This is a genomic window from Pseudomonas sp. SAS7 (assembly GCF_052112345.1).
Lineage (GTDB): Bacteria > Pseudomonadota > Gammaproteobacteria > Pseudomonadales > Pseudomonadaceae > Aquipseudomonas > Aquipseudomonas putida_Q.
This window is the reverse complement of the sequence record NZ_JBEGGO010000004.1, coordinates 38,856-54,311: the sequence shown is the minus strand read 5'-3', so window position 1 is coordinate 54,311 and position 15,456 is coordinate 38,856. Positions and strand designations below refer to the sequence as shown.

Here is a 15,456-nt window from a genome sequence, read left to right as displayed (position 1 = left end):
AAGCATAATTTTTAGCGTTGCGCCTCCCTGTCACCGCGAAGAGGCCGGGGGCCGGAATCGCTTCAGGCCAGCAATGCCTGCAGGGTCGCCAGGTCATCCGCCTCTTCCACCGGCTTGTCCAGCCGCCAGCGAAGCATGCGCGGAAAGCGCACGGCAATGCCGCTTTTGTGGCGTTTGGATAATGCGATGCCTTCAAAGCCCAGTTCGAACACCAGCGTCGGCGTCACGCTGCGCACCGGGCCGAAGGTTTCCACTGTGGTCTTGCGGATGATGGCGTCGACCTTGCGCATTTCTTCGTCACTGAGCCCGGAGTAGGCCTTGGCAAAGGGCACCAGTGCGCGCCCCGGGGTGCCGGCCGGTGCGTCCCACACGGCAAAGGTATAGTCGCTGTACAGGCTGGCCCGTCGGCCGTGGCCGCGCTGGGCGTAGATCAACACGGCATCGACGCTGAAGGGGTCGATCTTCCACTTCCACCAGGTGCCCATGTCCTTGGTGCGCCCCACGCCGTACAGGGCTTCACGCTGCTTGAGCATCAGGCCCTCGACACCCAGGCTGCGTGATTGCTCGCGCTGGCGGGCGAGGTCGGCCCAGTCCGGGCCTTCGAGCAGCGGCGAAAGCAGCACCGGAGCCAGTGGGTGGTCTTGCACCAAGCGTTCCAGCTGCCGGCGGCGTTCGTGCTGGGGCCGGCTGCGCCAGTCCTCGCCTTGCCACTCCAGCAGGTCGTAAGCTTGCAGTACCACCGGGGCATCGCTCAGCAATTTTTTGCCCAGCGTCTTGCGCCCGATGCGCTGCTGTAACAGGGCAAAAGGCTGGACCGCCAGTTCAGCGGGTGTATCGCCTGGCTTCCATACCAGGATTTCACCATCCAGGACTACGCCGTCGGGTAACGTCTGCGCCAGGCTGTGCAGTTCGGGGAAGCGTTCGGTAACCAGCTCCTCACCACGCGACCAGACCCACAGTTGGCCCTCGCGCTTGACCACCTGGGCGCGAATACCGTCCCATTTCCACTCGATCTGCCAGGCACTTGGCGGCCCGAGCAGTGTGTCGAACTGTTCGGTTGGCGCTTGCAGCGGGTGCGCAAGGAAGAACGGGTAGGGCTGGCCGCCGCGCTGGCTGTGTTCATCGGCCGACTCGGCGGCGATCAGCATCTGGTAGCTGGCCGCCGTGGGGCGATGGCTGATATCGGTGTAGCCGACCATCCGCTGGGCTACGCGTTTGGCGTCCAGGCCGGCCAGTTGCGCCAGGGCGCGGGTGACCAGCAGCTTGGACACGCCCACGCGAAAACTGCCCGTGATCAGCTTCAGGCACAGCATCAGGCTGGGGCGGTCCAGCTGCGCCCACAGCGGCTGCAGGCGCTGCTGAACCTGCTCCGGCGGTAGCCCGCGCAGGGGCAGCAGATACTGCTCCACCCAAGTGGCAAGGCCCTCATCGCTGCCATCGGCGTGTATGGGCAACAACAGCGAAATGGTTTCGGCCAGGTCACCCACTGCCTGATAGCTTTCTTCGAAGAGCCAGTCCGGCAACCCTGCCCGTGCTGTTGCCTGCTCGCGCAACACGCGCGTGGGCACCAACTGGCGCGGGCGCCCTCCGGCCAGAAAGTACACGGCCCAGGCCGCATCTTCGGCGGGGGCACTGGCGAAATAGTCGCGCAGGGCCTCAAGCTTGGCGTTGCTGGAAGTGGTCGCGTCCAGGCGCAGGTACAACGTGGCGAAGGCTTTCATGGGGTAGGTTCGGTAGTGGCAACGTCGTCCTCGTCGCCGTACTCGGTGGCGAAGGCGCGGGCATCAAGGCCTTGTTCGTTGAGGTAGCGCACCAGCACGTTGACCGAGCCGTGGGTGACCATCACCCGTTCGGCGCCGGTCTGGCCGATTGCCCACAGCAGGCCAGGCCAGTCGGCATGGTCCGAGAGCACGAAGCCCCGGTCCACGCCGCGCCGCCGGCGGGTGCCGCGCAACAGCATCCAGCCACTGGCGAAGGCGTCGCTGTACTCGCCGAAGCGGCGCATCCAGCTGCTGCCACCGGCCGAGGGTGGTGCCAGGACCAGCGCTTGGCGCAACAAAGGGTCGTTGCGCGGGATATCGCCGGCATAGCGCGTCTCTGGCAAGTGTATGCCGGCGTCCCGGTACACCCGGTTGAGAGGCTCGACGGCGCCATGCACCAGGATCGGGCCGATGCTGGGGTCCAGCCCATGCAGAATGCGCTGGGCCTTGCCGAAGGCATAGCAGAACAGCACGCTGGCCTTGCCCTGTTCGCTGTTGGCCCGCCACCACGCATTGATGCTGGCGAATATCTCGCCCTGGCTGGGCCAGCGGTAGATCGGCAGGCCGAAGGTCGATTCGGTGATGAAGGTGTGGCACGGCACCGGTTCGAAGGGGGTACAGGTGCCATCGGGCTCAACTTTGTAGTCACCAGAGGCGACCCAGACTTGGCCTCGATGCTCCAGGCGCACCTGCGCCGAGCCCAGCACATGCCCGGCCGGGTGCAGGCTCAGGGTCACGCCATGGTGTACCAGGCGCTCGCCGTAGGGCAGGGTTTGCAAGTTGATGTCTTGGCCCAGACGGCTACGCAGGATGCCGGCGCCGGGGCTGGCGGTCAGATAATGGCCATTGCCGGTGCGTGCATGGTCACCGTGGCCATGGGTGATCACGGCGCGGTCCACGGGCCGCCAAGGGTCTATGTAGAAATCACCGGGCGGGCAGTAGAGGCCTTCTGGGCGGGCGATGACGAGGTCCATGGCAATCCCGGAATCTGAGGGCTTGCCAGTTCTGAGCCTCATCGGGCAGGTAAAGTTCGAGTGACACGCAGCAGCCACCGCACCAAGGGGGCGATGGCCGCATTTAGTCAGTCACTGTTCAGCGCAGAGACATTTTCCAGCCGGATGCCATGGCCTCGTCAACGCTGATCTTTTCTGCGTAGGCAATATTCTTGATGAACCCGCCGTGCACCAGCCTGGGGGATGTATGGAAGTAGTCCCAGCGGGTGGTGCCATCTTCACTTTGCAGTTCCTGCATATCGACGGGCACTTCAAAGGTGACCGGCGAGTTGACCGCCGCTTCGGAAATTTCAACGTCGATCATGCCGTAGCTTGCATGCTCATTGCCGGCCCACAGCTGCAATTCAATGGTGCTGCCATCTGGAATTTCTTGCGTTGCTGGCCAGGATACTTCGATCTTCAGGGTTTCAGCGGTCATTACGAACATCCTCTAAATGAAGTGAAGCCGCGTGTGCTGATACAGCGCACGCGGTATAGAGGAGGTTAAAGACCTGGATCGGGGATAAGGAGTTGGAAGCTTGACCCCTAGCGGGCTGGTACCAGTGTCAGCCGCTGGTTGCCAAACGCCCGCCCGAAGTTCTGCGGCTGTAGCGGCAGGCTCATGAAGCGCCCCTTGAACCAGGCATCCAGCCCGTCACTGTAATGCACGCTGGCCGGGTTGCCGGACTGCCCGCTGCTGGTCAGCACCTGCAAAGGCTCGGCCTGGCCGAAGTCGACGATCATCCGCGCCGAGGCCGGCAGACGGGTGTCGAAGTCGCTGCCCCAGGCGTACGGCGTGAGGGCCAGGGTCGTGAAATCGCCGCCAGCGGCCAGCGGCGAACGGCTGGTGGCATCGCCCAGGCCATGATAAGCCGGTGCCGGCCAGCGGTACTGGTGCAGCTTGCCCCACTGCCAGGCGCGGCGGTCGGCACCCAGTTGCGCGGTGCCGGCATCTACCGCGCCAGCCAGGCTGCGGGCGAGGATGGTGGGTTTATCTTCTTTCTGCGGGGTGCTGCGGTCATCCCAGAACGGGCTGTCGTCGCGGCCCAGCAGGTGATCGGCCTGCGCCGAGAACGACAACCGGGCATTGCTGACGAACGCCTGCCACGCCGGGCCGGACTCCGGGCCAAGGTCGTCGAGGAACGTTTGCCGTGCAACTTCCTGGAGGAACAGCTCGTACAGCGCTGCATCAGCCGACACCGGGCTCAGACGGCCGTCGAAAGCCTTGAGCCGGGCCAGCGCGTCGTTGGCCTTGTCGCGCTGTGCGGCGGGCAGGGCATCGATCGCCTGTTTCAGTGGCTGGGCCATGCCAGGGGCATCGAACATCTGCTTGAGCTTGGCGGCCAGCAGGGTCACCTGGTCGTTCTGCAGGGCAATCAGGCTGCGGCTGTCGTGGCGGCCATTGCCTGCCAGCTGGGCCAGGCGTTCAGCGCGTTCCGGGTAGTACCAGGTGCTGGACAGCTGCATGCCATAGCCACGTGGCAGGCTGCGCTGGTTGGCGTGGCCGATCCAGCCGGCGGGTGGGTCCTGGTCGTAGGGGTGCAGCATCGGGTCGGCATAGCCGTCCCAGTCATAGCGCCCGTCCCAGCCCGGCGAGGGCAGCAGCCCCTGGCCTTCGCGGCGGTTAGGGTAACGGCCGCTGACCTGCCAGCCGATATGGTCGGGCTCGGCGAAGACGAAGTTGAGGGCGGCGGCGGTCACTTCACGGGTGCTGTCGAAGGCGCGCTCCACATTCTTGGCACGTGTCAGGTCAAACAGTGCATCCAGGCTGCGGTCGGCCTTGAACTGCGGCAAGTTCAGCGCCAGGCCCAGGCTGGCGTTATCAGGTTGGGACAGCAAGGTGCCGTGGCGGGTGTCGTACATCACCTCACGCAGCGGGCGCTGGCCACGGACGAAGAAAGTTTCGCTACGGGCGCGGGCCGGCAGCCATTTGCCATCGGCGAGGTAGGTCAGCTGGCTGCCCTGGCGACGCAGTTGCTCCAGGTACAGGTCCTGATTGTCGGCCATCACGGCGCTGCTGCTCCAGGCCAGCTTGCCGTTGTAGCCAGCCAGCACGATCGGCAGGCCGGGCAACGACAGGCCGGCAACCTGGTACTTGCCCGTGTGGATTTGTACCGGGCTCAGGGCCCAGGCGGCGCGGCTGTCGCTGGCCAGCAGGCTCTTGCCACTGCGGCTGCGCTGCGGGCCCAGCGCCAGGTTGGCCGAGCCCGGGCTGCCGAGCAGGTCAAGGTCGGCCAGTTTCTGGCTGGCGGCCGCCAGTGCTGGCAGGCCCGGCAACTGGCTGGCCAGGTTCAGGCCCTTGAGCTTGTCCACTTCCGTTTCGGCCAACGGCTCATCCGGGGCACCGGGCAGCAACCAGGCCAGCTTGTCGCTGCCGGCTTTCTGCGCCAGGGTCAGGGCGCTCAGTTCTTCCTGCAGGTTCACCGACTGGCTGAACGCGTACAGGCAGAAGATCAGCGCCGAGTCTTCAGGCTTCCAGTACTCGGGGCGATAGCCGCTGTTGGCAAGCTCGGCCGGCAGCTTGTCGCGGTAGCGGAACAGGTAGGCGTTGACCCCGCGTGCATACACTTCGAAGAAGCGCTTGAGCCGTGGCGATGCGTCAGCGTATTGCTGGGCGGCGTTCTGCTTGAGGTTGGCAGCGCGCATCAGGCGGTCGATGTCCAGCGCGTCGCTGCCGGCCAGTTCGGCCAGGCGGCCCTGGGCGAGCAGGCGCATGGCGACCATCTGTTCGATACGGTCGCCCGCGTGCACGTAGCCCAGGCTGAACAGCGCATCATGGAAGCTGCTGCTTTCGATCAATGGCGCGCCCATGGCGTTGCGGCGGATCGAGACGTTCTGCGCCAGGCCTTTGAGCGGCTGCACGCCGCTGGTCGGTGGCACGCTGTCCTGGTGGCCGCCCGTCTGGCAGCCGGCCAGCCCGAGCATGCCGAGCAGCGTGGCGGCGGTTGCAAACCGCAGGCGGAAGGGAGGAAAGGCGGGGGCGGCCATGACAAGGGCTCCTGCAAGGCGAGGCGGGTTTCGAAAGGCGCTAAGGTAGTAAGCGCGCAGGCGCCGTGCAAGGTCCTGTGTCGGTTTATTTGCCTGCGCGGGCTCAAACGTTGAAGTGGTCTGCCAACGTGTCGGAAAAATGCGTGCAATTGATACGCGCATAGCGTCGGTAGTCACGGGTGACCGCGAATGCAGAACCGGGCATCAGCAGAATCTTGTGCTGCTCCAGTTTGCGCACCAGGGGTAGCAGGTCGGGCAGGTCCGGGTGGTAGACCCAGAGGAACATGCCCCCTTGCGGCGCGATCTCGAACTGCCAGCCGCGCTCGAGCAACAAGCGTTGGGTCTGAACCTGCTGCCTGATCAGGCGCTGCTGCACATCCTTCATATGCCGGGCATAGGTGCCGTCCGACAATATGGTGTTGACGAAGCGCTCGCAAAACGCAGGCACGGCCACGCAGGTCAGCAGTTTCAGGCGGGTGAGCGGTTCTATCAGGTCTTGCGAGCAGGCGATGAAGCCCACGCGCAACGAGGCGGACAGGCATTTGGAAAAACTGCCGATGTAGATGACCCGGTCAAGGTTGTCCAGCTCGGCGAATGTCTGGCGCACGGCAGGGCTGAAGTCGCCGTACACATCATCCTCGACCACGTAGAACTCGTGTTCCACTGCCAGGCGCAGCACGCTGAAGGCGTTGTGCGGGCTGATGTTGCTACCGGTCGGGTTGTGGAAGGTGCTGTTGCAGAAGAACGCCTTGACCTTGTGCCTGGCCAGGTGGCTTCTCATTTCTTCCACGTCCGGCCCGTCCTGGGTCCGTCGAATGCCGACGACGTGCCCGCCAGCCAGCTGGATCAGCTTGATCAGGTTGCCATTGCCCGGTTCATCGACGAAGACGTGGTCGCCTGGCTTGATCAGTAAGCGGGCAACCAGGTCCAGGCCTTGCGTGGCACCCAGGGTGGTCAGCAACTGGTTGGGGCGAGCTTCCACACGGGTCAGCCGCTTCATGTGCACGCACAGCTGTTTGCGCATGGGCAGGTAGCCCTGGATATCGCCATATTCGGCCAGGGAACTTTGCTCCAGCCGCGCCGTGCGGCGAATCGCCTTGGCCAACAGTTCGGTGTCGCGCCACGCAGGGGGCAGCCAGCCGCTGCCCAGCTTGGTGTAGTGCTGGCCACCCTGCAGCAGCCGGAACAGCGGATCGCCCGCCATGCACTCGGGTTCGTGTATCACGCTGGTTTGCCGGGTGCGGTTTGCGACGAAGTAGCCGCGGCCGGGGGAGGCCGTCAATACGCCTTCGCTGACCAGCTGGGCATAGGCCGAGACGACGTCGTGGTAACTGAAGTCGACCGCCGCCGTCAGCTTGCGAATGGAGGGCATGCGTTGCCCTGGCAACCATTCGCCCGCATCCAGGCGTTGTTTCAACAGGTGATGAAGGCTGCTGGGGTTCATGGCAGGTCCGAAACCGTTAGAAAAAAAAGCCTAACAGTTAACGGAAATGCTTGTCGACTGTTCGTTTGCAAATGGCCAGTACATGCCACTATCCCCTTGTCGGAACTTTCGGCTGCCAGCAAAGGCGGCACTTTTAGCGTCTGTGCAGACCAGACAACTGGATATAAAGCCCATGCATACTATGGACATGCAATCAGCCGTCATTGCCAGGCTCCCTGTGCCTGACGAACCGGCGTCATTCAAAGTTGTAAGAAATCTTGTGACCTCGGCATTGTTGGAGTGCTGTTCAATCGACGAATTTGAAGCACTGAAACAAACAAAGGTTATTGAAATTGTTTCAGAGCAGGCCCATGCCGACTTGCAGGCATTTGCCCAGAAAGACCCGGCTGCTGGCCGCGACCTGATATTCATTGCAAGAACCTATACCTCTTATTCTGCGGTTCTGCATTATCGGCTTGCCCATTGGATCTACAGCAATACTGCGTCTGCATACGGCGCTGGCGGCCAATGCCTGGCCGCCATGGTCTCCAGGCGCGGGAAGATGCTCTCGGGTGCCGAAATCCATTTCCGCAGCCGCATCGGTGCCCGCTTCATCATCGATCACGGTATGGGCACCGTCATTGGCGAGACCTCGACCATTGGTGACGATTGCTACGTGCTCGGCGGCGTCACCCTGGGCGCCCGTGGTATCAGCGACAACCCTTCGAGCCCTCGGCACCCGACACTCGGCAACCGGGTACAGATCGGCGCTTTCGCCAGCGTGCTCGGCGCTATCCATGTCGGTGACGGCGCATTTATCGGGCCGGGCTGCATTGTTACAAAAGACGTCCCTGCCGCGGCCCGGGTACAGGTAAAGACATCATTGCAGGTGGTACTGGAATCATGAACGCTCTGAACTATGAAGTTTTGCGTAACACCGAGAAGCTGTATTACAAAGATCAGTATCTGGCGGGCGCGAATACCCAAGTAACGCGGGTGCACAGTGACGGTATCGAGTTGCAAAGTACCGTGGCCTATCCGGAAGGTGGCGGCCAGGAGGCAGACTTCGGCACCATTGAACTACCGATCGGTACCGTGCGCTTTGTCTGGGTTAAAAAACTTTACGGCAGCCCCATTCGCCTCGAAGGTTTCAAAGGTGGAAAACTGGGCGGCATCATTATTCACAGCCTGCACCCTGATGACCTGCACCTGCTGGATGAAGTCACCGCAGGCATGCCGGCCCGCGTCACTATCGATATTGAGCGGCGCGAACGGCTGACGCTGTCTCACAGTGCCAGCCACTTCCTGTATGCCGCTGCCATCGGGCTGCGTGACGAGTTGAAGCAATGGACTATCGGCTGCCATATCAAGGAAGACTCGGCGCGTTTCGACTTTCTGGTCGAAGACGCATTCACTGCCGAAGACGTGGTTGAGATAGAGCGCCGTGCCAATGAGCTGATCGCCTGCGATGCGCCCATCGAACACCACGCCGTGCAGGGCCTGGAAGACGCGCGCCTGTGGACCTACAACGGCATCGAAATCCCGTGTGGCGGCACACACCTTGAGTCGCCTCGGCGGATCGGGCGCGTTTCCGTGCGCCGCAAACGCCTGGGCAAAGGCAAAGAGCGGCTGATCTGCGTGTTCCCCGATGCCGAAATCGATGTGTCCACCTATCACGAGCCTGCGCTATGAACAGCACACTCCCGCGGCGTACCTACCTGTACTTCACCGCACAGTCGATCAACCTGACGACCGCTGTCATGTCCGTGACCATGGCTGCCATCGTCGGGGCCGCATTGGCGCCGGCTGCTGCGTGGTCCACCGTGCCCTACGGGTTCCAGTTTCTCTGCCTGATGCTGGCAACGTACCCGGTTTCCAGGTTGATGAGCCGTATCGGTCGCAAGAAAGCCTTCATGCTGGGGTCGATCCCCTTGGCAGCTTCTGGTGTCAGCGGTTATCTGGCCGTGGAATACCAGCACTTCCAGCTGCTGGTACTGAGCCATTCAGCGTTGGGCGTTTATATCGCCTTCGCCAACTTCAACCGCTTCGCGGCCACTGACAACCTGGCCCAGAGCCTCAAGCCCAAAGCCCTTTCACTGGTGGTGGCGGGGGGCGTGATTGCAGCCGTGGTGGGGCCGACTCTGACCGAGTGGCTCAGGGACGTGGGTGGGTACCCGCTATTTTCGCTGTGCTATGCCTCGTTCGTTGGCCTTGCGCTGATGTCGCTGTTGATTGCCGTTTGCCTGCCAGACGATGCCGGCATCGCCAAAGCCAGTCAGCACGCGGAAAAATCGGCCACTGCCCGCGAACCGTTCAGCCCGTCGGTGAAAGTTGCCATGGCGGTTGCGGCGCTGAGCTACGGGATCATGAACCTGCTCATGATTCAGGCATCGATGCACATGAAACACATGCATGAGGACTTCTCTGATGTCCGCCTGGCCATCCAGTGGCATGTGGTTGCCATGTTTGCACCGTCATTCTTCACCGGCGCAATCATCCAGAAGCTGGGCATCAAGACCACCATCTGTGCCGGGCTGGCACTGTTGATCGGTTGCTCGGCGCTCAATATCTGGTCGCACAGCTACGCCATGATGACCCTGGCGCTGATTGCCCTCGGGCTGGGCTGGAACCTGACGTATGTCGGCGGCGGCGCATTGCTGGCCCAGTCGCTGCAAAACAGCCCGGCAGCGATGCAGATGCAGGGCAAGAACGACCTCGCCATTGCCATTTTGGCCACCGTCGGTGCGTTCAGCCCTTCGCTGTTGCTGAGTACGGTTGGCTGGGATGGCACCAATGCCATCTGCATGGCCCTTTGCATCGGTTTGCTCTTCGCCACTGTAGGCCTGCTGCAGAACAAGGCCTGTCTGCACACTTCAATGGAAGGTAGCCGCAAATGAGCGAGCTCATCAGCGTCAGCGAACGCATCTACACCAAACTGGAAATGAACAACCCAGGCGGCAGCCACAAATACCGGGCAGCCCGGCACATTGTCGAGCATGCCCTGCGTAACGGCGACATCATCCCGGGTGTGACCACGGTCATTGAAAAAACCGGCGGCAGTTTCGGTTTCGGCTTGCTGGCGGCCTGCCACAAGTACCAGGTTGCCGTGGAGCTGGCAGTAGGGCTTGGCTTCAGCCAGACCAAACGGGATTTGCTGGAGTGTTTTGGTGCCAGGCTGATCGGCAAAGAGATGCTGGTGGCCGGCGCCACGCCCAAGGATGTCGTCATGCATCACCTGGAGAACCAGGCCGCACTGGGCAAGTCCTATTTCTACACCGATCAATTCAACAACCCGGTGGGCATTGAAGCCCATCGTTACCAGACGGCCAGTGAGCTTGCCGTGCAATTGACCAATGTCGGGGCCGGGCGGGAAATCCTGTTTGTCGGCTGCGCTGGCACTGGCGCAAGCTTCACAGGCATTACCCTGGGGCTGAAGGACCATGGTTTTGACGTTTCGACCGTGTTGGTCGACCCCAGCGGTTGTGATTCAAGGGCGGGCGTGTTCACGGACCATCGCTTTGAAGGCATGGCAGTGGGCGTTTGCCCACCCTTCATGGACTGGTCGCTGGTGGACGAACGGGCCCAGGTGCAGCACGCCGAAATGCTGGCTGCACAGCGCTGGTTCTATATGCAAAGTGGCATTTTCGTGGGGAATACCGCCGCAGCCTGCCTCGCTGTTGCCCAGCGCATGGCACAGCACCCGCGGTATGCCGCGACCACCCTGGTCACCATCGCCTATGACGCGGGGCTCTGGTACCAGGACTTGCTGGGGGCGACCCGGCGAAAGGCCGCGTAGCAGGTTTTTAACCGAGCCAGTCGATCAGGCGCCGTGGCACTTCTTGAACTTTTTCTCGCTACCGCAAGGGCAAGGGTCGTTACGGCCAACGTCCTTCAGGGCGTTGCGTACCGGCTCCTGGTGGCCGTGGTTGCAGTGCGGGCCGTGTACATGGCCATGATCGTGGTGGTGGTCATGATCATGGTCGTGGTTGCAGTCAGGGCCATGAACGTGGGGTTGTTGGGACATTGCAGGGTTACTCCGGGATGTGATCGCCGGGGATTATCTCACCACTGCGCGATAAGTGCAGGTCCCGATGGATGAGCAACCCGGTCGCCAGTTCGCCCTGCAGGGTGTAATGCAGCGGCTGCCTGCTTTTGAGCAGCTTGGCCAGTGGCTTGAGGTGCTGCCACAGGTTGGTGCGCGCGGTGATCTTGAAAGTGCGCCGGGCGTGCCCGCCCACGCTGCGCCAGACACTGGCTTCGTCCTGCACCAGCAGCAGGTCGTTGAGGCGTATTGCATACGACAGGTTGCGGATGAACAGCCGGCTGTCATTGGGATTGTCGACCCGCAGGTGCAGCACGAACTCCTGCTCCAGCAACCTGGCCTTGACCGTTTCGACCTCGACCAGGTGCACTTCGGGCTCCCGCCAGTCGTCCCCCCCCCAACTGGCACAACCCGCCAGCAACGCCAGGCATGCCATCAGTGTGCAGGGCAGCAGCAGACGGGCGCGGGCCATCATGCTCAGCTACCCACGTAACTGGCGCAGCATTTCTTGAATTTCTGCCCGCTGGCGCAGGGGCAGGGGTCGTTGCGCCCGGCCTTCAGCCCAACCGTAGGGTCGATAAAGTACCAGCGCCCGGCATGCTGGACGAACGCCGAACGTTCACGGTGCTGGTGATCGCCATCCTGGTCGTGCCAGCGCGCGGTGAAGGTGACAAACCCGTGCTCCGGCTGACCGCCCAGCACTTCGGCGCCTTCCACCTCCAGGCCCAGCCAGGTGCTCTGGGCGCTCCAGGCAGCCATGGCGGCCTGGTCCAGGTCGTTTTGCTGGGCCGGCAGGGTGGTTGCCACCAGGTAGTCGACCAGGCCGAGCACGTAGGCACTGTAGCGTGAGCGCATCAGCGCCTGGGCATCGGGGGCCGGAGTACCGGCATGGTAATGCCCGCAGCAGGCGTCGAGCAGGTTGCCACTGCCGCAAGGGCAGACCGAGACACTCATCATCACCACCAGTACTTGCCGAAGTTTTCAGGGTTGGCCCAGAACCTGGCGTTGAGCCAGTCCGGGACTTGCTTGTAGTCATGTAGATCATAGGTGAACAAGCTCAAAACCTGCTGGTCACGGCGGAATTTCTCGCTGGCCGACAGGGCCAGGGCAAAAAAGTCGGTGTCTAGCCAGCCGCAGGCGGCCAGGTCGGCCAGCACCGCAACCCGGCTGGCGTTGAGGTTGCGGATGCCGCCGAGCAGTTCCAGGCCGGTGCGCTTGGGCAGGTGCTCCAGGCAGTCCACCAGCACCGCCAGGTCAAAGCGTTGGGCCGCCAGTTCGGCCGGCAGCGGGCCCGGGGCAGTGATGGCGATCGTCACATGGGGGTGCGCCTGGGCGAAGGCGTCCAGCGCCGGAAAGCGTGTGCCGACCAGCAGCAGGCGTTGCGGGGTGAAGCGCTCGAGCAGGGCCGCGAGGGCCTGCTGCGGGGTGCGTTGGGAAAAACCGTCGGTCATTGCCAATCCTCGTTCAAGTCGACCAAGACTAGCGGGCCGCGGCGTGTGGGCAAAGAGGCTTGTGACCACGTCGTGGCTTATTGCTGGCAGGGTTGGAATGCGCGGTCTTTAATCCCAGAGATCGGCCTTATGCCGATTCCCCCTAGGAGAAGCAATGAAATGAGCATAGTACGCACAGCGTTACCCCTGGTACTGCTCACCAGTGTGTTGACTGGTTGTGCAGGTTTGCAAAAAACCGACTGGCCGAAGTGTGCCGCCGTCGGGGGTGTCGGCGGCGCCGCTTTGGGCGCTATTGAAAGTTCCAGCTGGGCTGGCTGGGGTGCGTTGCTGGGCGGTGGCCTGGCGGCGGGCTACTGCTGGGCCCATGGCGATGGCGACGAGGATGGCGACGGCGTACCGGACAGCCGTGACAAGTGCCCGGGCACACCGCGTGGTGTGCAGGTCGATGCCAACGGGTGCCCGCCTGAGCCGGTAGCGGTGGTGGAAGAAGTGGTGGTGCAGAAGGAAGAGGTCATCGTCATCCGCGACGTACACTTCGAATTCGATTCTGCACGCCTGACCGCCAGTGACAAAGAGCGCCTCAATACCATTGCCACGCGCCTGAAACAGGAAGCCCCATCCGCCCGCCTGAGCGTCAGCGGCCATACCGACAGCGTCGGCTCCGACAGTTACAACCAGAAACTGTCCGAGCGCCGCGCCCACTCGGTGACCGATTACCTGGTCGAGAGCGGTGTGCCGCGCAGCAGCTTCGTTTCGGTGGTCGGTGCCGGTGAAACCCAACCGGTAGCTGACAACGCCACGGCCGACGGACGTGCCATGAACCGCCGTACCGAAATCAAGATCCAGCGCTAAGGCGGCATGCGCCCGTGCCTTGAGCAGTGGCACGGGCGCGGCTTCATGCCGGTCAGCCGTTTGTGGCCAACGACACAGGAGCATTCAGCATGAGTGGGACGTCGAAGGCGGCGCTGCCGCTGTTGGTGGCTGTCAGCCTGCTCGCGGGCTGCGCTACCCACAGCGATGGTAGCGCACCGCTCAACCAAAGGACCTGGCCCATCTGCAGCCTGCTGGGCGGCCTGGTCGGTGGCGGCCTGGGCGCTATCGAAAGTTCTACCTGGGCCGCAGGTGGCGGCGCTCTGGGCGCCATCGCCGGGGGGCTGATCTGTTACGCCCAGGATGGTGATGAAGATGGCGACGGTATTTTCGACCGCCGCGATCATTGCCCCGATACCCCTGCCAACACCGCAGTCGACCACATGGGTTGCCCGCTGAAGGAGTACCCGGCAGCGGCGCCTGCCACTGCACCTGAGCCTGCGCCAGAGGTGATCATCCTCGATGACAACGGCGCGGTGATGTTTGCCTTCGATTCCGCCGACCTGACCCCGGCGGCGCAGCAACGCCTGCAAGGCCTGGTGGCAAAACTCGACTCGCCGACGATAGCCAAGGTGAGTGTGATCGGGCACACCGACAACGTGGGTTCCGATAGCTATAACCAGGCGCTTTCCGAGCGCCGTGCCAGCAGCGTTGCCGAGTACCTGATCAGTCAGGGCCTGGAGCCTGGCAAGGTCACCAGCCAGGGCCGCGGAGAAAGCGAGCCGATCACTGATAACGAAAGCGAGGAGGGCCGCGCGCGCAACCGACGGGTGGAGCTGCACCTCAACTGAGCGGTGCTGGCGCCTGCCTTGGCATTGCAGGTAATGTTGGTCGCACGGCTCGCTCGAACGGGCCGTCTCGACATAACAACAATCTACAGGGGTGGGGTATGAAGTTCATCCTGGGCCTGGGCAAGGTCCTGACGGTCGCTTTCTGGGGTGTGGTGTTGTTCAATCAGCTGATGCCACAACCTGTGCCTTTCAATCTGTTGATCAATGCCGCTGGCATCTTCCTGTTCGGCTTGCACCTGCTCGAGGTGCTGTTCTTCAATGGCAGCCTGCGTGGGCGCAGCCACCGCTGGTTCGACCGTTTGCAGATCCTGCTGACAGGTATCTTCCATGTCATGTCCATTCCCCGTGCGCAGGAGGCGCCCCGAAATGCGTAATCTGATGTTGCTGGCCATGTTGGCCGCTCCCCTGGCCCAGGCTGAAAGCCTGGAGGTTGCCGCCAATTCCATGCTGCGCCTGCCCGACAAGTCGGCCAGCGTGCACTTCACGCACCTGCGTGTCGCCGATGCGGCAACCCTGCTGCTGCCTGCCTCGCTTGCGCAATTGACGGTCGACCAGCTGGAACTGGGGCGTGATGCGCGCATCGCCATCGCACCCTCCGATAGCCCCTTGGTGATCGAGGCGCGTAGCGCGAAGTTGGGTGAGGGCAGTGAATTCAGTGCCCCCGGGGCGGCGGGTAGTTATCAACGGGCAGCTCGCCCGGGCCGCAGCCTGGACCTGAAACTGGCTGAAGTGGATGCCGAGCGGGTGGCGATCGATGCCCGTGGTGGCGCGGGGGCGCCCGGTTATGTGGGGCTTGATGGTGGCAACGGCCAGGCGGGTGGCTGCACCTGGGGCCAGGCCAGCCGTGGAGCCAATGGCGATGACGGCGGCAACGGGCACGATGGCGCGCCAGGTGGGCGCATTCGCCTGAGCGTGCCACAGGGCTTCCCGCAAGAGCGCGTTGTCGTGCGCCTGGATGGCGGCGCCCCAGGCAAGCCCGGAGCGGCGGGCAAGGCGGGTAAAGGGGGGGCTAGCAAGGGTTGCCTGGTGTACAGCACCGATGCTGGCGCCAATGGCCGGCCAGGGCAGCCGGGGCAGCCGGGCCTGGCAGGGGCCGCAGGCGAGTTGATCTTGCAACACCTCTAAGCCACACCGCGCCC

Annotated in this window: 17 protein-coding genes; 8 read left to right on the top strand and 9 right to left on the bottom strand. The window is 63.1% G+C overall.

All coding sequences use genetic code 11. The features are described 5' to 3' along the window. Positions 1 to 62: 62 nt before the first annotated feature. The 5 genes from ABI582_RS08300 to ABI582_RS08280 form a co-directional block, all read right to left on the bottom strand. Positions 63 to 1,721 (bottom strand): ATP-dependent DNA ligase, encoded by a 1,659-nt coding sequence (locus ABI582_RS08300; protein ID WP_442118940.1) that lies wholly within the window; start codon positions 1,719 to 1,721, stop codon positions 63 to 65. Continuing rightward, positions 1,718 to 2,734 carry a ligase-associated DNA damage response exonuclease gene (locus tag ABI582_RS08295; protein ID WP_442118939.1) on the bottom strand — a complete coding sequence of 339 codons (1,017 nt, stop codon included), beginning with the start codon at positions 2,732 to 2,734 and terminating at the stop codon, positions 1,718 to 1,720. Before ABI582_RS08295 ends, ABI582_RS08300 begins: the two co-directional genes overlap by 4 nt. A gap of 118 nt (positions 2,735 to 2,852) precedes the next feature. Next, complete coding sequence (locus tag ABI582_RS08290; RefSeq protein WP_338745002.1) at positions 2,853 to 3,191, bottom strand: hypothetical protein; 339 nt, start codon at positions 3,189 to 3,191, stop codon at positions 2,853 to 2,855. Between the two features lie 107 nt (positions 3,192 to 3,298). Further along, positions 3,299 to 5,740 carry a penicillin acylase family protein gene (locus ABI582_RS08285; protein WP_338745001.1) on the bottom strand — a complete coding sequence of 814 codons (2,442 nt, stop codon included), beginning with the start codon at positions 5,738 to 5,740 and terminating at the stop codon, positions 3,299 to 3,301. Between the two features lie 103 nt (positions 5,741 to 5,843). Continuing rightward, complete coding sequence (locus ABI582_RS08280; RefSeq protein ID WP_338745000.1) at positions 5,844 to 7,184, bottom strand: aminotransferase-like domain-containing protein; 1,341 nt, start codon at positions 7,182 to 7,184, stop codon at positions 5,844 to 5,846. A gap of 172 nt (positions 7,185 to 7,356) precedes the next feature. On the opposite strand from ABI582_RS08280, the gene ABI582_RS08275 reads away from it, so the two are divergent. From ABI582_RS08275 to ABI582_RS08260, 4 genes are read left to right on the top strand one after another with little or no spacing between them, the layout of a single operon-like run. Further along, positions 7,357 to 8,070 carry a serine O-acetyltransferase gene (locus tag ABI582_RS08275; protein ID WP_442118938.1) on the top strand — a complete coding sequence of 238 codons (714 nt, stop codon included), beginning with the start codon at positions 7,357 to 7,359 and terminating at the stop codon, positions 8,068 to 8,070. Beyond that, positions 8,067 to 8,855, top strand: coding sequence for an alanyl-tRNA editing protein (locus tag ABI582_RS08270; protein WP_442118937.1), 789 nt, complete (start codon positions 8,067 to 8,069; stop codon positions 8,853 to 8,855). Before ABI582_RS08275 ends, ABI582_RS08270 begins: the two co-directional genes overlap by 4 nt. Beyond that, positions 8,852 to 10,060, top strand: coding sequence for an MFS transporter (locus ABI582_RS08265; protein ID WP_353456279.1), 1,209 nt, complete (start codon positions 8,852 to 8,854; stop codon positions 10,058 to 10,060). The genes ABI582_RS08270 and ABI582_RS08265 overlap by 4 nt, the downstream gene beginning before the upstream one ends. Continuing rightward, a complete protein-coding gene (locus ABI582_RS08260; protein WP_063422190.1) occupies positions 10,057 to 10,959 on the top strand; it encodes a pyridoxal-phosphate dependent enzyme in 903 nt (300 codons plus the stop codon). Before ABI582_RS08265 ends, ABI582_RS08260 begins: the two co-directional genes overlap by 4 nt. A 24-nt stretch (positions 10,960 to 10,983) precedes the next feature. On the opposite strand, the gene ABI582_RS08255 is transcribed toward ABI582_RS08260, so the two are convergent. Genes ABI582_RS08255 through ABI582_RS08240 form a run of 4 tightly spaced genes read right to left on the bottom strand, consistent with a single transcriptional unit; the run spans position 10,984 to position 12,656 of the window. Next, positions 10,984 to 11,187, bottom strand: a complete 204-nt coding sequence (locus ABI582_RS08255) for an SEC-C metal-binding domain-containing protein (protein WP_019471879.1) — start codon at positions 11,185 to 11,187, stop codon at positions 10,984 to 10,986. A 7-nt stretch (positions 11,188 to 11,194) separates the two neighbouring features. Next, on the bottom strand, positions 11,195 to 11,680 hold the full coding sequence (locus tag ABI582_RS08250) for an LEA type 2 family protein (RefSeq protein WP_338744996.1): 486 nt from the start codon (positions 11,678 to 11,680) through the stop codon (positions 11,195 to 11,197). 2 nt (positions 11,681 to 11,682) lie between these two features. After that, positions 11,683 to 12,159, bottom strand: a complete 477-nt coding sequence (locus ABI582_RS08245; RefSeq protein WP_338744995.1) for a YchJ family protein — start codon at positions 12,157 to 12,159, stop codon at positions 11,683 to 11,685. Between the two features lie 2 nt (positions 12,160 to 12,161). After that, a complete protein-coding gene (locus tag ABI582_RS08240; protein WP_338744994.1) occupies positions 12,162 to 12,656 on the bottom strand; it encodes a DUF6231 family protein in 495 nt (164 codons plus the stop codon). A gap of 159 nt (positions 12,657 to 12,815) precedes the next feature. Between ABI582_RS08240 and ABI582_RS08235 the strand changes: the two genes are divergently transcribed. From ABI582_RS08235 to ABI582_RS08220, 4 genes are all read left to right on the top strand, one after another. Beyond that, positions 12,816 to 13,508: an OmpA family protein gene (locus ABI582_RS08235; protein ID WP_338744993.1), complete on the top strand. Its 693-nt coding sequence runs from the start codon at positions 12,816 to 12,818 to the stop codon at positions 13,506 to 13,508. An 89-nt stretch (positions 13,509 to 13,597) separates the two neighbouring features. Continuing rightward, complete coding sequence (locus ABI582_RS08230; protein WP_442118936.1) at positions 13,598 to 14,317, top strand: OmpA family protein; 720 nt, start codon at positions 13,598 to 13,600, stop codon at positions 14,315 to 14,317. A gap of 98 nt (positions 14,318 to 14,415) precedes the next feature. Beyond that, positions 14,416 to 14,691: a DUF1145 domain-containing protein gene (locus tag ABI582_RS08225; protein WP_442118935.1), complete on the top strand. Its 276-nt coding sequence runs from the start codon at positions 14,416 to 14,418 to the stop codon at positions 14,689 to 14,691. Then, positions 14,684 to 15,442, top strand: coding sequence for a collagen-like protein (locus ABI582_RS08220; protein WP_338744990.1), 759 nt, complete (start codon positions 14,684 to 14,686; stop codon positions 15,440 to 15,442). The genes ABI582_RS08225 and ABI582_RS08220 overlap by 8 nt, the downstream gene beginning before the upstream one ends. Positions 15,443 to 15,456: the final 14 nt, after the last annotated feature.

What these genes read in the sequence shown, in the direction of transcription:
- ABI582_RS08300 (WP_442118940.1), bottom strand. Translation starts at nt 1,721, where the DNA reads ATGAAAGCCTTCGCCACGTTGTACCTGCGCCTGGACGCGACCACTTCC.
- ABI582_RS08295 (WP_442118939.1), bottom strand. Translation starts at nt 2,734, where the DNA reads ATGGACCTCGTCATCGCCCGCCCAGAAGGCCTCTACTGCCCGCCCGGT.
- ABI582_RS08290 (WP_338745002.1), bottom strand. Translation starts at nt 3,191, where the DNA reads ATGACCGCTGAAACCCTGAAGATCGAAGTATCCTGGCCAGCAACGCAA.
- ABI582_RS08285 (WP_338745001.1), bottom strand. Translation starts at nt 5,740, where the DNA reads ATGGCCGCCCCCGCCTTTCCTCCCTTCCGCCTGCGGTTTGCAACCGCC.
- ABI582_RS08280 (WP_338745000.1), bottom strand. Translation starts at nt 7,184, where the DNA reads ATGAACCCCAGCAGCCTTCATCACCTGTTGAAACAACGCCTGGATGCG.
- ABI582_RS08275 (WP_442118938.1), top strand. Translation starts at nt 7,357, where the DNA reads ATGCATACTATGGACATGCAATCAGCCGTCATTGCCAGGCTCCCTGTG.
- ABI582_RS08270 (WP_442118937.1), top strand. Translation starts at nt 8,067, where the DNA reads ATGAACGCTCTGAACTATGAAGTTTTGCGTAACACCGAGAAGCTGTAT.
- ABI582_RS08265 (WP_353456279.1), top strand. Translation starts at nt 8,852, where the DNA reads ATGAACAGCACACTCCCGCGGCGTACCTACCTGTACTTCACCGCACAG.
- ABI582_RS08260 (WP_063422190.1), top strand. Translation starts at nt 10,057, where the DNA reads ATGAGCGAGCTCATCAGCGTCAGCGAACGCATCTACACCAAACTGGAA.
- ABI582_RS08255 (WP_019471879.1), bottom strand. Translation starts at nt 11,187, where the DNA reads ATGTCCCAACAACCCCACGTTCATGGCCCTGACTGCAACCACGACCAT.
- ABI582_RS08250 (WP_338744996.1), bottom strand. Translation starts at nt 11,680, where the DNA reads ATGATGGCCCGCGCCCGTCTGCTGCTGCCCTGCACACTGATGGCATGC.
- ABI582_RS08245 (WP_338744995.1), bottom strand. Translation starts at nt 12,159, where the DNA reads ATGAGTGTCTCGGTCTGCCCTTGCGGCAGTGGCAACCTGCTCGACGCC.
- ABI582_RS08240 (WP_338744994.1), bottom strand. Translation starts at nt 12,656, where the DNA reads ATGACCGACGGTTTTTCCCAACGCACCCCGCAGCAGGCCCTCGCGGCC.
- ABI582_RS08235 (WP_338744993.1), top strand. Translation starts at nt 12,816, where the DNA reads ATGAGCATAGTACGCACAGCGTTACCCCTGGTACTGCTCACCAGTGTG.
- ABI582_RS08230 (WP_442118936.1), top strand. Translation starts at nt 13,598, where the DNA reads ATGAGTGGGACGTCGAAGGCGGCGCTGCCGCTGTTGGTGGCTGTCAGC.
- ABI582_RS08225 (WP_442118935.1), top strand. Translation starts at nt 14,416, where the DNA reads ATGAAGTTCATCCTGGGCCTGGGCAAGGTCCTGACGGTCGCTTTCTGG.
- ABI582_RS08220 (WP_338744990.1), top strand. Translation starts at nt 14,684, where the DNA reads ATGCGTAATCTGATGTTGCTGGCCATGTTGGCCGCTCCCCTGGCCCAG.